Origin of the sequence: Streptomyces sp. NPDC091271 (assembly GCF_044757505.1) — a bacterium.
Classification (GTDB): domain Bacteria; phylum Actinomycetota; class Actinomycetes; order Streptomycetales; family Streptomycetaceae; genus Streptomyces.
On sequence record NZ_JBIVVD010000006.1, the window covers coordinates 475,130 to 490,435 of the forward strand.

A 15,306-nucleotide genomic window follows, 5' to 3' on the forward strand; every position below is an offset into this window, starting at 1 on the left:
TCAGCCGATCTTCACGTTCTTGTCGATGGTGGTCTGGTCGATGTCCGAGGTGCGTACCGTCACGGCGACCTTCCAGTCGCCCGCCATCGGGATCTGCACCCCGCTCGCGGTCCAGTGCCCCTCGGTGAGGCGGTCGGGGACGACCGGAAGCGGGCCGATGTCCTTGGACTCCAGGGTGAAGGCGAGCTTCACCTCGGGGACGTCCAGCGGGCGTCCGTCGGGCGTGTCGACCCAGAGGTGGACGCTGTTCGAGCCGGTCCCGCCGGGCGAGAGGTCCAGGCGCACCGTCCCCTTGCCGTTCTGGCCGCCGGTGTCGAAGGGCAGGCTCAGGTTCAGCTGCCCACCGGTGACCGGCGCCGGAGCCGTCGTGGTGTTGCCTCGCGCGGCCTCCTCCTCGGTGCGGCCGGGCTCGGTGGACGTGAGGATCGTCGTGACGACCAGCAGCACCACGGCGATGCCCGTCTCCACCATGACGGAACGCCGCAGCCCGGAGCGGTCCGGATCGGCGTCGCGTGCGCGCTTCTCCTTCGTCGCCGTCAGAGCGGCCCGCTGCCGGGAGAGCTGGGCGGCGCGCTCCGGGTCGACCTCTTCGTCGGACGTGGCGACGGGTTCCGACGATTCCGAAGCAGCGGCCGCAGCGGTGTCGTCGATGGCGGACACGGATGCGGTGCGCTCGGTCAGCCGCCCCGTCCAACGCCGCGATATCCACGCGACTCCGAGAAGCACGGCGACGAGTGCCACCTTCACGAGCAGCAGCTGCCCGTAGCGGGTGCCGGTCAGCGCGGACCACGATCCGACCTGACGCCAGGACTGGTAGAGCCCGGTCGCGGCGAGGACGATCACGCTGCCGAACGCCACGCGCGAGAACCGGCGTACGGCGCCGCTCGTGATGTCCGGTGTCCGGTACAGGGCGACCAGCAGCGCGGTGAGTCCGCCCAGCCAGGCGGCGACGGCGAGGAGGTGCAGCACGTCGACCGGCATGGCGATGCCCGGCTGGATCCCGGTCGAGGCGTGCTCGGCCAGGGCCCACGTGCCGGCGATCCCGATGGCGATGACCGCGCCGCCCGTCGCGAGTCCGAAGGTGAGGTCCTGCTTCTCCTTCTCGTCCTCGCGCTTGGCGTACGCACCGAAGAGGACGGCGATGAAGAGCGCGGAGGCGCCCAGGAGCAGCAGCCGGGATACCAGCGCGGCCCCCGGCTTGGTGTCGAGGACGGACTGGAGGCCGTCGAGGTCGAAGGCGTCCGCGAGCTTGCCGGAGCCGGTGTACGGATTGCGCAGGAGCAGCATGGCCAGGGTGGCCGCGGTGAGTGTGATCCAGCCGCGTACGACGAGCCGCTGCAGCGGGCGCGCGCCCGCCCCGCGCTGCCAGCAGGCGAGCACGAAGGCCGATCCGCCCGCGAGCAGGATGAACCCGGCGTACGCGGCGTAGCGTGCGATGCCGTAGAGCGCACCCACGAGACCGCCGCCGGCTCCGCCCGAGGGCAGCGCCACGGTGGTCTCCGAGGGGGCGCCGACGGAGAAGGTGAAGGCTCCCGAGACCGGATGGCTGTCCGCGGAGACCGCCTGCCAGGCCACGGTGTATGTGCCGTCGGGCAGACCGCTGTGGAGCTGGACGGCGTACCGCACGGCGCCGCCACTCGTCAGATCCCGGGGCGCGCCCTCGTCGGCGCGCTCGCCGTTCGGGTCGAGGACCCGGATCGAGTCGTCGTCCATGGCGATCTGCTCGGAGAACGTGAGTGTGACGTCCTCGGGCGCGGTGGCGACCACCGCCCCGTCCTGCGGGTCGCTCCCCGTGAGAGCGGCGTGCGCCGACGCGGGGCTCGCGCCGGCCAGCACCAGGCCGAGCAGCAGGCTGATCAGCATGGCGAGGAGCGCGGCCGCGGCGAGCGGCCGTCGTATCGGGGAGGGCCCGAGGGGCGGGGCGGTAGCCGTCATGGGGTGTCAGTACCTCACTGCTTCTTCGGGTTGTAGGTGGTCTCCCGCACGGGGATGTCGACCTTGATGGGGTCGGCCTTCTCGAAGTGCAGTTCCACGGAGACTGTTTCTCCGCGCTTGGGCTGCTGCTTCAGCTCCGTGAACATGATGTGGTTCCCACCGCGTTCGAGATCGAGCTCGCCGCCGGCGGGCACTTCGAACGACGTGACCATCCGCATCGTCCGGTTCTTCGTCTCGTGGATGGAGACGTGGTCCGAGAGGGAACTCGTCACCGAGGTGAGCCGGTCGGTGGCGTCGCCGCTGTTCTTCACGAGGAGGAAACCGGCCGCCATGTCGCTGACGGGCTGTGGCATGAAGGCACCGGTCACCTCCAGCCGCGGCACGCTGTCGGAGGAACACGCCGTCAGCGCGAGCCCGGTGGTGAGGGCCAGTGCGCCGGCGGCGGCCGTGCGGCGCTTCACGGGGTCTCCCCCTTGACGAGCTCCGGGAGGTCCTCGGTGTAGTCCTCGGCCGTGGTGTCCTCGCTGTAGAGGACGTACCCCTTGTCGGTCTTCGGGGAGAACGCGATGACCTGGGCGCCGTGCATCGAGACGACCGTGCCGTCCTTCTCCTTCTTCGGCGGGTCGATGCCGATGCCGATCTGCCGCGCTCCCGCCTGGATGGCCGGGAAGTCGCCGGTGAGCCCGGTGAAGTCGGGGTCCTGAGCCTTGAGCCAGCTGCCCAGGGATGCCGGGGTGTCACGCTCGGGGTCCGTCGTGACGAAGACGACCTGGAGCTTGTCCTGTTCGGCCTTGGGCAGGGCCCGCTTGGCGACGGCGATGTTGCTCATGGTCAGCGGGCACACGTCGGGGCAGTTGGTGTAGCCGAAGTAGATGAGAGTCGGCTTGCCCTTGGTCTTCTCGCGCAGGTCGTACTTCTTGCCATGGGTGTCGGTGAGTACGAGGTCGGGCTTGGTGAACGGCTGATCGAGCACGGTCGCGGGCTCGGACCCGGCCGAGGAGGAGACGTCGGCGACGGAATTGTCCGCCGAGTCCCCTCCGCTGCCGCAGGCCGACAGGGTCAGTGCGGCCGCGGCGGCGAACGCCGCGGCCAGCACCGTCTTCTTGCTGTGCATGGAGAGCTGATTCCTGATCTGTGAATACGGGTGGTGGGGCAGACGGGGATCAGGCGCTGCGGCGGCGGCCGGCGAGGACGCCGAAGGCGACGCCCGCGACGCCGACGACGATGCCGACGATGCCCAGGACGCGGGCGGTGCTGTCGGTGCCCGACGAGGAGGCGTCGTCTGACGACGCGGTCGTCTCCTTCGCCTTCTCCGTCTCGCCGCTCTTGTCATCGGCGGCGGTGGCGCCGTGGGCGTCGGCCGCCGGGGCGGTCAGCGCGAGGACGGGAGCAGGGCTCTCGGGCTCTTCGCCGCCCTCGGTGGGCTCCTCGATCCAGCGGACGACTTCCTTGTTGCTGTACGTCTGGAGCGCCTTGAAGACGAGCTGGTCGGCGTCCTCGGGGAGCTGCCCGACCGAGAGCGGGAACTGCTGGAAGAAGCCGGGCTCGATACCGCTGTCGTCCGCGGTCCAGGTGACCTTGGAGACCGCCTCGTTGATCTTCTTGCCGTGCACCTCGAGCGGCTTGGCCAGCTTGCTCTTGGTGACCTCGATCTTCCAGCCGGCCACCGGCTGCGGGCTGACGGACGCCAGCGGGTGGTCCGTCGGGAAGTTGACCTCGAGCTTGACGGTGGAGGCGTTGTCGCGCTCGTTGGGGACCTTGAAGTTGACGGTGGCGTAACCGCCCTTGGCGGCCTCGCCCTGCGGCTGCACGCTCACGTGCGCGGAGGCGGTGCCGGCGAGCAGCAGGACGGTGGACGCGGCGACGCCGCCGGCGAAGGCGATGCGGGAAACGTTCATGGCAGGGATCACTCCACAGGTCATGAGGAAAAGGTGGTCCGGCGCGCGGAGGCGCGACGGCATCACGACCACCTCTTCACCGGAGTCCCGGCCGAGGGGGTCGCGTCAGGCTGCGCGTACGTATACGGGCGGCGGCCCGCGCCTGATCACCATGTGCTGCAGGGGGTCCCCGGTGGCCGGCGCGGGAGCGTCGACGGCGCTGCGGAGAGGGCGCGGCCCGGTCGTGGGCCGGCCGGGGAGTCCCGCACGCAGTGCGCGTACGAGTGCCATCGCGGCCCGCAGTGCGCGCAGCCTGGCCGCGGCCGCGAGCTGTCGGCCGCCGTGCGCCGAGAGCCTGGCCAGCCGGAAGAGAGCGATCTCGCCGCGGCGCAGCAGCCAGCCGGTGGCGAGTGCGGCGAGCAGGTGCCCAAGGAGCATGGGGAGGCTGGGCAGGCCGGACATCACGGTGTCCAGGAGCGTCGGAGCGGCATCCGGGGCGGCTGCCGCTCCGGACGCCAGGTGTGTGTGCCCCTGGGCGACGGTCGCGGGGTCCAGTCCCGCGGTGGTCACGATGCGGTGGGCCTCGCCGGCGCTCAGCTGGGCCGGTCCGGCGCCGCACACCAGCCCCGCGGCGAAACGGATCAGCGAGTCGTCCCCGGACCCCGCCGCTGCGGCCGGCGCGTGCCGCCCGAGGCCGAAGACGATGTGCAGGGCGATCTGCCCGGCCGCGAGGGCGGCGGTGATCGAGAGAAGGGTCCGCTCACGTCCGGCGAGCGCCGTCGCGACGGCGAAGACTCCGGCGAAGCCTGCCAGCAGACTCCAGCCGGGCACCCCCACGCCTGCGGCGAAGCCGTGTCCGGCGGCTGCGAGCACGACGCAGACCGCGGTGAACACCGCGGTCCTCAAAAGCCGCATACCGGCTCCGGCGCGTGCGACAGGCATAGACATGGCCGGGTCATCATCCCACTGAGCCCCCCGTCTCCGTACGGCAGGTCCGGAAGGTCGGCATCCGTCCCCATCAGGGAGTGATCAGGGGGTGTTGCACCTGTTCATGGGTGGTTCGTGGTCTCTCCGAGGCGGTGGTCCGGGCCGGGCATACACCGGTGGACGGAATTTCCGCATCCGCCGAATGAGCGCCCTGGTGGCCGATCCGTGCTTACGAAGCACCGATCGCGGCAATACGTATCGGTATGTCGAGCCGCAGCCAGGAGGCTGGAGCATGAGCATGTGGTGGTCACTCCATTTGCGGCGCGAAGCTGCGAGCGTTCCGCTCGCCCGTCGTTTTCTGCTCGGCACCATGGAGACCGCGGGGGTGGATCCCGACATCTCCTACGACCTCTCCGTCGCGCTCAGCGAAGCCTGTGCGAACGCCGTCGAGCACGGCGGCGGTCTACGGGACGCGGCTGAGGCCGGAGACGCGGGTCCGGCCGCCCTCGGCGGTGGGCAGCCCGGACGCGCCTGCGGGCAGTACCGGGTCACCGCGTATCTGGACGGCGAGAAGTGCCGTATCGAAGTCGCCGACTCGGGGCCCGGTTTCCCCTCACGGCGCACGCTTCGCACCGCCGCACAGTCGCCCGCCTCCCGGCCGACGGGCGACCCCTCGTACGCGCGCACCGCGGTGCACCCCCCGGTCACGGCCGAGAGCGGGCGCGGGCTCTGCCTGATCGAGGAGCTCGCCGATCACGTCCACTTCGGCAACCGGCCGGGTCACGGCGCGGTGGTGAGCTTCGACAAGGTCCTGAAATGGCGGGAGGGCGCGCTGCTCATGGTGTCCTGAGCAGCGCGCCCTCCGTCACACGGGACGCGGACCTCCGCGCCGGCCGTGTCAGCCCTTGAGCCGGGCCATCCATGCCTCGACCTCGTCGGCCCGGCGCGGCAGCGAGGCCGACAGGTTCCGGTTGCCGTCCTCGGTCACGAGGATGTCGTCCTCGATCCGGACGCCGATCCCGCGGTACTCCTCGGGCACGGTCAGGTCGTCGGCCTGGAAGTACAGTCCGGGCTCGACCGTGAGGCAGACGCCGGGCTCCAGGGTGCCGTTGACGTAGGACTCCGTGCGCGCGACGGCGCAGTCGTGCACGTCCATGCCGAGCATGTGCCCGGTGCCGTGGAGCGTCCAGCGGCGCTGGAGGCCCAGCTCCAGGACCTTCTCCGCGGACAGGTCACCCAGCAGGCCCCACTCGACCAGTTTCCGGGCGAGGACCTGCTGCGCGGCGTCGTGGAAGTCGCGGAAGGCGGCGCCGGGCTTCACGGCCGCGATGCCCGCCTCCTGGGCCTCGTACACCGCGTCGTAGATCTTCCGCTGCAGCGGCGAGAACGTGCCGTTGACGGGCAGCGTCCGGGTCACGTCTGCGGTGTAGAGCTCGTTGGTCTCCACGCCCGCGTCGAGCAGCAGGAGCTCGCCCGAGCGGACCGCGCCGTCGTTGCGGACCCAGTGCAGCGTGGTGGCGTGCGGGCCGGCGGCGCAGATCGAGCCGTAGCCGATGTCGTTGCCGTCGACGCGGGCGCGCAGGAAGAAGGTGCCCTCGATGTAGCGCTCGCTCGTCGCCTCGGCCTTGTCGAGGACCTTGACGACGTCCTCGAAACCGCGCGCCGTGGCGTCGCAGGCCTTCTGCAGCTCGGCGATCTCGAAGGCGTCCTTGACCACACGGGCCTCCGAGAGGAAGACGCGCAGTTCTTCGTCGCGCTCCGCGGTGACCTTGTCGGTGAGGGCGGCCTCGATGCCCGCGTCGTGCCCGCGGACGTTGCGCACCGGGCCGGTGGCCTCGGCCAGCGCGGCCGGTAGCTCGCGGACGTCCTTCGCCGGGATGCCGAGCAGCTGCTCGGCCTCGGTGAGGGAGTTGCGGCGGCCGACCCAGAGCTCACCCTGGCCGTCGAGCCAGAACTCGCCGTTCTCCCGGTCGGAGCGGGGAAGCAGGTAGACCGTCGCCTCGTGCCCGCCCTCGGAGGGTTCGAGGACCAGGACGCCGTCCTGGGTCAGGTCACCGGTGAGGTACGCGTACTCGGTGGAGGCCCGGAAGGCGTACTCGGTGTCGTTGGAGCGGGTCTTCAGGTTGCCCGCGGGAACGACGAGCCGCTCGCCGGGGAAGCGCGCGGAGAGCGCGGCGCGGCGGGCGGCGGTGTGCGAGGCCTGGGCGATCGGCTCCAGGCCGTGCAGCTCCGTGTCGGCCCAGCCGGACTTCATGTTCTCGGCGAGCTCATCGGAGATGCCCGGGTACAGGCCGTTCTTCCGCTGCTTGATCGGCTCTGCTTCTGCTGTTTCCGGGGTCTCCGGGGCGAGCTCCTCAGACACGTTTTGTCCTCCTTGTACGACACTGGGCCCTCTCCATCGTACGGGCGTACGGAAGGGGGCCCAGTGCCGGAAGACCTCTTACACGTCCGGAGCCGCCCCCGGCGGCCCTCAGGGGTCCGGCGGCCGGGGTCTCAGTCGAAGCGTGCGGCCAGCAGGGCGACGTCCTCGGCGCCGTCGCTCCGGTCCGTGCCGCCGGGCAGGACGGTCCGCAGGATGTGGTCCGCGACGGCTCCGGGATCCTGGCGCAGGACCTTCGGCACGCCGGCCGCCGCCGAGTGCAGCCGTGCGAACGCCCGGTCCCTGGTGTCACCGGTGCGGCGCAGCAGCGCGTCGGTGTAGAACAGCACGGTTTCGCCGGCCCGGGGCGTGAACTCCACGCTCGGCGCCTCCCAGCAGGACAGCATTCCCAGCGGTGCGGAGAGGGTCGTCTCCATGAATTCGGTGCGCCGCTCGCCGGTCACCAGCGGCGGGGTGTGTCCGGCGCCGGCGAACACGATCGTGCGCAGGTCGGGTTCGCAGTACGCGTAGAGGGCCGTCGCCGCGGAGGCCGGTTCGGTGAGCCGCAGCAGCAGTTCGAGGTCGGAGAGTACGGCGACGGGGTCCTCGCCCTCCATCACGGCGTAGGCCCGCAGGCCGGCGCGGAGCCGGCCCATGGCGGCCAGGGAGGCAGGCCCGGTTCCGCCGACCGAGCCGACGGCCAGGCCGAGGGCGTTGTCCGGGAGAGGCAGTGCGTCGTACCAGTCGCCGCCGCCCGCGGGGCCTGCACGGCGGCGGGCGGCCAGCCGTACTCCGGGGACCCGGGGCAGCCTGCTGGGGAGGAGCTCCTCGGTGACGACTGCGGCATCCGCCCTGGCGCGTTCGAGTTCGAGGAGGCGGGCGAGGTGTTCCGCGGCGTAGCGGGCGTACACCCCGACGAGATGGCACTGGCGTTCCAGTGGTTCCGCCGGTTCGTCGTACAGCCAGACCGCCGCGCCGAGCCGGCCGGCGGTTTCGGTCGCGAGGGGCTGTGCGTAGCTGGCGGCGTAGCCGAGCCGGGCGGCGACCTCGCGGCAGCGGGGGTCGAGGCCGGTGTCGCCGAGGATGTCGGGGCTGGCCAGGGGGGTGTCGGTATCCGGGAGGCCGTCGAGGAAGCGGCCGTACGCGGTGGCGCTGCGGGGCACCGTCTCGATGTGTCCCAGGTCGGCGTGGGCGAGGCCGAGGCCGATCGTGCGGGACGGCCCGCGGCCGTCGGCGGGTTCGAGGACGAGAAGCCCCCGGCCTGCGCCGACGAGTGCCGCCCCGGCGGCCAGGAGCTCATGGAGAGCGGCGTCCAGGGTGCTGGTCCCGGCCAGCCGTTCGGTGAGTTCGTGCAGCGTGGTGAGGTCGGAGACCCAGCCGGCCAGCCGGTCCTGGATGAAGGCTCCCGGCGCGGCGGGCATGTCTTCCGTGGGCGCGGCAGTGTGCGTTGAAACAGGAACCATGGGATCGATTCCAGCCACTTTCGAGGGGTGGGGGGCGCTCATGGCAATCGGCTTTCCGACTGGTGCGTTGTGTCGAATAGCATCGCAAACCCCCATGTCGTTCTGCGCCGCTATCGGTGCAACCACATGTACACGCACCCACATGTACACGCACAACTGAGGTGATGTCCAGCATTGTCCTTACGGTATTTATGGTGTCCGTGTGGCAACCAACTTGGCCGAAAAATGCACCCCCGGGCGGTTTTTTGCGATCGACTGGGCGTGCTCGACAGGGAGAGCCCTCGGGGTGAAATGCCGGAGGGAGCGTCATCCCGGTCATGCGGGGTACGTAATCGTGGATGGCCGGGGGCAGTTGTGACCGCCCCGGAACCCGACAGCGAGCCCGGGCGTCCTTACAGGTGACGGCCGCCCGCCCACCGCCCCGAGTGGCGGGATTGCACAAGGGACGGCACGCGCGTTGCGCACGCCGACCGCGCGATGTTTTGACTGGACTCGGCTCGGTTCAACTCGGTTCGACTCGGCTCAGCTCCATTCTGTTCGGTTCCACTCTGCTCGGCTCGGCTCACGCTCGGCACCGACTGAAACGTCCGTACCGCAGACCCGATGAGCAAGCACGCACAGCGAAGAGACGCACACGTGGTGTAACGAGCACGTGGTGTGATGTGGACCTCGGCGTTCAACGGAAAGGAACGAGCGCTCATGCGCGAGATCCTCGGAAGGCGACGCAGGCACCGGCCCCGGCGCAAGGAAAGTTCCGCCCAGCTCGACGCGGCGCTGACCTGTGCCACCGTCCGGAAGTGGCCCGTGCTCCCCGGAGCAGGGCTGGCGACGGGAGCCGTACGCGGTGAACGCGGCCGCGGCTGCGCCTGTCCCGACCCCGAGTGCGCCGTACCAGGCGCACACCCCTTCGACCCGGGCCTGCTCGCGGCGACCACCGACGCGCGCATGGTGCGCTGGTGGTGGACCAACAGGCCCACCGCACCCGTCGTCCTGGCCACCGGCGGCCAGGCGCCCTGCGCGCTGAGCCTGCCGGCCGTCGCCGGCGCCCGGGCCCTGACCGCGCTCGACGGCATGGGGCTGCGGCTCGGTCCTGTGGTGGCGACACCCACCAGGTGGTCGCTGCTGGTCGAGCCCTACACCCTGGAACGGCTCGGCGAACTGCTGCACGCCAAGGACCGGGTGCCCAGTTCCCTGCGGTTCCACGGGGAGGGCGGCTATCTCATCCTGCCCCCGTCCGAGGTGGGCGCGGGGCAGGTGCGCTGGGAGCGCGCGCCGGAGGCCGGGAACGCCGCGCCGTGGCTCCCGGATGTGGAATCCGTCCTGGACGCGCTCGTCGAGGCGAGCAACAGTGCTCCGGACGGCGGGAGCCGGCTCGCCTACTGAGCGGGCGGCGGTTGACCGACTGACGCGGGAACAGCGGGCGGCTCACTCGTTCAGGGGTGTGGGGCCGCCCGGTTTCCGTGGTCCGACGGGCGGCCCGCACAAGGATGATGTAATTGCATCCGGGCAAAAGCCGGTGCCCGCAGGCTTTCTGGCGGTCTTTTCGCAGATTGCGGAAACGGTGCGCGCGGTGGTGCCGGTGTGAATGTTTCCCAGGTGCCGTGGGTTCTTTCCCGGTACCCGGCGGCATCGTGGATTTTCTGTCCGAAAGCGAACGCCCGGTGCGCCAGTGGCCCTGGGGCGCGCGCCGCTCCGGCATTGCGCCGGGCCCGGCCCCGTACACAGGAGTTGACGGGCGCGGGCCTGTGGAGGGGGCCGCTCCGCAGGGACAGGATGCGGGTGGGTGCCAGGTAGTCGCCGCAGGCTGCCGATGAGCCGAGTGCTCCGGCGTGCGCCCCGGCCGTCCGGGCCTGGAAACGAAGACGCCCGGCCGCTGGCGACGGGGGATGCACCAGCGACCGGACTTCCAGAACCGTAACAAGAGATCTGCCGTTAGCAAATTCGATCTCGCCTATTCGGACACCGATTTACCGACGGGTACGGGGAGTTGTGACGGGAGTCACCGCCGCGTCCCCGCTCTCGTCACTGTCAGCTGAGCGTCACTTGGCGGTTGGTGAGCCCCCCGCGTGCGCGGCGCTCATCGGCCGTCAGTGGAGCGTCCGAGGCGAGCGCCCCGGCGAGCCGCTCCGCGAACCGGGCCGCGGGCTTCTCGCACTCCTCGGCCCCCATCGCGCTCGGCAGGTCCCAGACCGGGACCATGAGCCCGTGCGCACGGAACGAGCCCACCAGACGGGTCTCTTCCCCGAGCGAGGACTGGCCCGCCGCGTGCAGCCGGGCGAGGGCGTCGAGGAGCTGCTCCTCGGAGTGCGGCATGACCCAGCGCAGGTGGTTCTTCTCCGGAGTCTCGCACCAGTAGGCCGCGTCCACGCCGGAGAGCCGGGTGGTGGGGATGGCGGCGGCGTTGGCACGCTCCAGCGATGCCGACACCTCCGCCGTGGCGTTCGAGGCGTCCGGGACCCAGAATTCGAATCCGGAGTGGACGACCGGCTCGAACGCGGCGTCGGGGTCGAGGACGTCCTGCAGGCGCGGGCCGTCGGCAGGCACCCGGCGGGCGGTGACCGGGGAACCGGGCTCGGCCTCCAGTGCACGCTGCAGGGTGTCCGCGAGATCGCGGCTGAGGTCGCCGGACGAGGTGTCGTTCTGCAGGGCGAGAAGGACGGAGCCGTCGTCGCGGCGCAGCGCCGGCCAGGCCATCGGCAGCACGGTAGCGAGCGACACGGACGGTACGCCCTCGGGAAGCCCGCCCTTCAGCGTCAGCTCGACGGTGGCGGCCGGGACCAGCTCGCGCAGAGCGATCCAGTCGCACTCGCCGGAGATTCCCTCGAAGGGGCGCTGGACCAGCTCGGTCACGGCGTGGGCGGCGGCGCGGCCGTGACACGCCTTGTAACGGCGGCCCGAACCGCACGGGCAGGGCTCACGGGCCCCTACGACCGGGATTTCACCGTCCTTGAGCTGCGGCTTCCCGGCCTTGGACTGAGGGCGCTTCTTGGCCATGGTGGGCGTTCTCCCGATTGCGACAGTGCGGTCTCGGGCGCGAGCCTAGCCGTCCCTGTGATTACCGGGGCACACCCGCCGTGGCACCCTCGCGGCCCGTCCGCCGTGCCGCGCGCCGGACCGCTCTCAGCCTGCGTCGTCGAAGGCTTCGAGTACGTCGGCGAGTTCCAGCCCGTCGAGCGAACCGAATCCACTCATCGCGCCCAGTCCGTCCAGACCGTCCAGACCGGACCGTTCGCGGCGTGCGGGCCTCCCGGGGCCCGGAGCCGCCGTCGTGAAGCCGCTCGTGCCGGGGCCCGCGGAGACGAGCGCCCAGACGGTGACCTCACCGACCGTGTCGTCCCGTACGCCCCACTCCTGGGCGAGGGCGCTGATGATGTTGAGCCCGCGTCCACCGCGCGCGGTGACCGACGGTGTGGCCGGGACCGGCCTGGTCGGCCCGCCGCCGTCCGTGACCTCGACGGTCAGGTCACCCGTTCTCTCCACGCGCCAAGCGGCGCGGATGTCGCCGTCCCCCACCTCTGAGTGCTGCCCCAGCGGCCTGCCGTGCCGGCAGGCGTTGCTGAGGAGTTCGGAAAGGATCAGTACAGCGTCGTCGACCACGGTGTCCGAGACCCCGTTGCTGCGCAGTTGCTCGCGCATACAGTGCCTCGCCTGCCCCACGCCCGCAGGGCCATGGGGTACGGCCATGCTCGACGACGCGGGCACTTCCTGTGCCACCACAAACGCCACCCCCGAGACCTCCTTTGCCCCACGCCACGGATTGGATGCCCCCCTGGGCTGCGCCGGAAACCGGCCAAAGCCCTGTCAGTGATGCACTCGTAACGATCGATTGCGGAGCGAATGCGCCGGTGCACCCCCCGTAACTGATGTTAAGAGCGGCCAAGTTGCGAAAGAACCTGTTTCGGGCGGTTCGTGATGATTGCCTCCACCCCCAGGCGCACGCAGAGCTCGACGTCCTCCGGCTCGTTCACGGTCCACACGTGCACCCGGTGCCCCGCCCTGTGCAGCCGTTCGATGTACCCGGGGTGATTGCGTACGATCCGCATCCCCGGGCCGGCGATCCGGGCTCCCGCGGGGAGCCGCCCGTCGCGCAGCCTCGGTGAGACGAACTGCATCAGGAAGACGGTGGGCAGGGTGGGGGCCGCGGCCCGGATGCGGTACAGGGACCGCGCGGAGAAGCTCATGACGCGTACCGGGGCCGGCCCGTCCGCCGGCGGGGCGTCCAGGCCGAACCGCTTGAGCAGATGGAGCAGCCGCTCCTCGACCTGCCCGGCCCAGCGCGTGGGGTGCTTGGTCTCGATGGCCAGCTGGAGCGGACGCCCGGACGCCCGGACGTCATGGGCCAGCTCGAGGAGACGTTCCAGGGTGAGTACGGACGTGAGCTCACCCGGCACCGGGTCCCAGTCCGGGGACTCCTCGTGGTCCTTCCAGGAGCCGAAGTCGAGGGCGGCGAGATCGGCCAGTTCCAGGGCGGAGACTGCACCCCGGCCGTTCGACGTGCGGTTCACCCTGCGGTCGTGCACACAGACGAGCTGCCCGTCCGCGGTGAGACGGACATCGCACTCCAGAGCGTCCGCTCCGTCCTCGACGGCCTTCCGGTACGCGGCCAGGGTGTGCTCAGGGGCGTCGTCCGAGGCGCCGCGGTGGGCGATCACCTGGATGGGAGGCTGTCGTGAGGGTAGGCGTGCGTGGGTCACCGCGTCATGGTGTCACCGAGACGCGTCAGGTGCTGACACCTTGTTGTGTAGGACCGTTTTGCCTGATGTAAAGATTGGTGTGCGGATGCACAGGTCCTGCTTACAGTGGCCTGACGTGCTGTGGGAAAAGCTGACTGCAGACACGTGCACAGCGGATCTCTTGCCGAATGCCGAGTGGAACCGAGGAGTAAAGAGCTGTGAGCACCGAGAACGAGGGCAACGAGGGCAACACGGTTCCGTCCGTACCGTCTGTTCCGTCCGCACCTCCCGTGCCGGCCGCCGCTCCTGAGGGCACCCCGCAGGGCGGTCCGCCCGCCCCGGAGGCCCCGCCTGCCGCTCCTTCGGACGCGCCGACGGCCCATATTCCGGCCGTGACGCACCAGGGAGGCGCCGAGGCGCCCGCCGCCGGGCACGAGCAGCACCCGTACGCGCCGCCGTCACCGCAGCAGCCTCCGGCCGGCTCGGCCGCCTGGCCGCCGCCCCCTCCCGCCATCCCCTCGTACGCCGACGGCGGCAGCCCCCCGGCCTGGGGAGCCCCGGAGACCTCGGAGCCCGAGCGCCCGCGCAAGCGCCGTGCGAGCGGCCTGGTCGCCGCCGTGGCGGTGGCCGCGCTGGTCGCCGGGGGCGTCGGCGGAGCTCTCGGTTACTGGGCCGCGGACAGCAACGACTCCAGCTCCTCCTCCGGCTCGACCACGGTCGCCGCCTCCAACAGTCCGAAGGACTTCAAGCGCGACGCGGGGACGGTCGCGGGCGTCGCGGCGGGCGCGCTGCCCAGCGTGGTCACCATCGACGCGCAGTCCGGCGACGGCGAGGGCGGCACGGGCACCGGCTTCGTGTACGACAAGGAGGGCCACATCCTCACGAACAACCACGTGGTGGCCTCCGCGGCGGACAGCGGCCAGCTGACCGCGACGTTCTCCAACGGCAAGAAGTACGACGCGGAGGTCGTCGGCCGGGCCCAGGGCTACGACGTGGCCGTGCTCAAGCTGAAGAACGCCCCGGACGGACTGACCCCGCTCGCCCTGGGGGACTCCGACAAGGTCGCGGTGGGCGATTCCACCATCGCGATCGGCGCGCCCTTCGGCCTCTCCAACACCGTCACCACGGGCATCATCAGCGCGAAGAACCGCCCGGTCGCCTCCGGTGACGGTTCCAGCAACAAGAACTCGTACATGAGCGCCCTTCAGACGGACGCCTCGATCAACCCGGGGAACTCGGGCGGGCCGCTCCTGGACGCGGGTGGCGCGGTCATCGGCATCAACTCGGCCATCCAGTCCACCAGCGGCGGCGGCGTCGGCCAGTCCCAGGCGGGCTCCATCGGGCTCGGCTTCGCCATCCCGGTCAACCAGGCCAAGAACGTCGCCGAACAGCTGATCAAGACGGGCCAGCCGGTCTACCCGGTGATCGGCGCGACGGTGACGATGGAGGAGAAGACCGGGGGCGCCGTCATCTCGGACGAGGGCGCGGGCGGCACCCCCGCCGTCACCCCGGACGGCCCGGCGGCCCAGGCGGGTCTGAAGGCCGGCGATGTGATCACCAAGTTCAACGACACGGCGGTCGAGAGCGGCCCGACGCTGATCGGCGAGATCTGGACCCACCAGCCGGGCGACAAGGTCACGCTCACCTACAAGCGCGACGGCAAGACGTCCACGGCCGAACTCACCCTGGGCGAGCGCAAGGGCGACAGCTGACCGGCTAGGCTGTTCCACGCATCGAGCCGGCTCCGGGCCACCGGGACCGGCGACGACGCGGGGTGGGTTGCCCGAGCGGCCTAAGGGAACGGTCTTGAAAACCGTCGTGGCGCGAGTCACCGTGGGTTCAAATCCCACACCCACCGCAGGCGAGAGGCCCCTGACCAGGCGAATCGGTCAGGGGCCCTTCTCATGCGCGCGGCCCGTCCACTGCTCGCTCCGGCTGCTTCCCGGCTCGGGCGCCGCGACGACCGGAAGAGCTCAAGTGCGTCGGCCGGGGGCCGTGTTCATGGTGAGTCAGCTGACGTGACCGGCGACGACGCCCGCCTGGCTCCTTCTCGGAGCGGGGCCCGTCGCACG

13 protein-coding genes and 1 tRNA gene are annotated in these 15,306 nt (G+C 71.0%); 4 read left to right on the forward strand and 10 right to left on the reverse strand.

The annotated features are described in order from the left end of the window. The 5 genes from ACIQM3_RS26250 to ACIQM3_RS26270 all read right to left on the reverse strand — a co-directional run bounded on the left by ACIQM3_RS26250 (position 1) and on the right by ACIQM3_RS26270 (position 4,760). Positions 1-1,935, reverse strand: a complete 1,935-nt coding sequence (locus tag ACIQM3_RS26250; protein WP_401628081.1) for a copper resistance CopC/CopD family protein — start codon at positions 1,933-1,935, stop codon at positions 1-3. 14 nt (positions 1,936-1,949) lie between these two features. Then, on the reverse strand, positions 1,950-2,396 hold the full coding sequence (locus ACIQM3_RS26255) for a copper chaperone PCu(A)C (protein ID WP_401628082.1): 447 nt from the start codon (positions 2,394-2,396) through the stop codon (positions 1,950-1,952). Then, positions 2,393-3,049 (reverse strand): SCO family protein, encoded by a 657-nt coding sequence (locus tag ACIQM3_RS26260; protein ID WP_401628083.1) that lies wholly within the window; start codon positions 3,047-3,049, stop codon positions 2,393-2,395. Before ACIQM3_RS26260 ends, ACIQM3_RS26255 begins: the two co-directional genes overlap by 4 nt. Positions 3,050-3,098: 49 nt before the next feature. Then, complete coding sequence (locus ACIQM3_RS26265; protein ID WP_401628085.1) at positions 3,099-3,833, reverse strand: YcnI family protein; 735 nt, start codon at positions 3,831-3,833, stop codon at positions 3,099-3,101. 105 nt (positions 3,834-3,938) lie between these two features. Then, positions 3,939-4,760 carry a hypothetical protein gene (locus ACIQM3_RS26270; protein ID WP_401628086.1) on the reverse strand — a complete coding sequence of 274 codons (822 nt, stop codon included), beginning with the start codon at positions 4,758-4,760 and terminating at the stop codon, positions 3,939-3,941. 271 nt (positions 4,761-5,031) lie between these two features. Between ACIQM3_RS26270 and ACIQM3_RS26275 the strand changes: the two genes are divergently transcribed. Beyond that, complete coding sequence (locus tag ACIQM3_RS26275) at positions 5,032-5,589, forward strand: ATP-binding protein (RefSeq protein ID WP_401628088.1); 558 nt, start codon at positions 5,032-5,034, stop codon at positions 5,587-5,589. Between the two features lie 48 nt (positions 5,590-5,637). On the opposite strand, the gene ACIQM3_RS26280 is transcribed toward ACIQM3_RS26275, so the two are convergent. Together ACIQM3_RS26280 and ACIQM3_RS26285 are read right to left on the reverse strand one after the other, a co-directional pair. Next, positions 5,638-7,101 (reverse strand): aminopeptidase P family protein, encoded by a 1,464-nt coding sequence (locus tag ACIQM3_RS26280; RefSeq protein WP_401628089.1) that lies wholly within the window; start codon positions 7,099-7,101, stop codon positions 5,638-5,640. 131 nt (positions 7,102-7,232) lie between these two features. Continuing rightward, positions 7,233-8,657 carry a PP2C family protein-serine/threonine phosphatase gene (locus ACIQM3_RS26285; protein WP_401628385.1) on the reverse strand — a complete coding sequence of 475 codons (1,425 nt, stop codon included), beginning with the start codon at positions 8,655-8,657 and terminating at the stop codon, positions 7,233-7,235. A 603-nt stretch (positions 8,658-9,260) separates the two neighbouring features. Here ACIQM3_RS26285 and ACIQM3_RS26290 point away from each other — a divergent pair. Further along, entirely contained in the window at positions 9,261-9,944 is a 684-nt protein-coding gene (locus tag ACIQM3_RS26290) for a bifunctional DNA primase/polymerase (protein WP_401628090.1), read from the forward strand. A gap of 645 nt (positions 9,945-10,589) precedes the next feature. On the opposite strand, the gene ACIQM3_RS26295 is transcribed toward ACIQM3_RS26290, so the two are convergent. The 3 genes from ACIQM3_RS26295 to ACIQM3_RS26305 all read right to left on the reverse strand — a co-directional run bounded on the left by ACIQM3_RS26295 (position 10,590) and on the right by ACIQM3_RS26305 (position 13,255). Beyond that, positions 10,590-11,555 (reverse strand): DUF5926 family protein, encoded by a 966-nt coding sequence (locus ACIQM3_RS26295; protein ID WP_401628091.1) that lies wholly within the window; start codon positions 11,553-11,555, stop codon positions 10,590-10,592. 126 nt (positions 11,556-11,681) lie between these two features. After that, positions 11,682-12,197: an ATP-binding protein gene (locus tag ACIQM3_RS26300; RefSeq protein ID WP_401628092.1), complete on the reverse strand. Its 516-nt coding sequence runs from the start codon at positions 12,195-12,197 to the stop codon at positions 11,682-11,684. A 230-nt stretch (positions 12,198-12,427) separates the two neighbouring features. Further along, positions 12,428-13,255, reverse strand: coding sequence for a glycerophosphodiester phosphodiesterase (locus tag ACIQM3_RS26305; RefSeq protein ID WP_401628094.1), 828 nt, complete (start codon positions 13,253-13,255; stop codon positions 12,428-12,430). Between the two features lie 197 nt (positions 13,256-13,452). On the opposite strand from ACIQM3_RS26305, the gene ACIQM3_RS26310 reads away from it, so the two are divergent. Continuing rightward, positions 13,453-14,946: a S1C family serine protease gene (locus ACIQM3_RS26310; protein WP_401628096.1), complete on the forward strand. Its 1,494-nt coding sequence runs from the start codon at positions 13,453-13,455 to the stop codon at positions 14,944-14,946. A gap of 61 nt (positions 14,947-15,007) precedes the next feature. Then, positions 15,008-15,092: transfer RNA gene (locus ACIQM3_RS26315), tRNA-Ser, on the forward strand. Positions 15,093-15,306 lie beyond the last annotated feature (214 nt).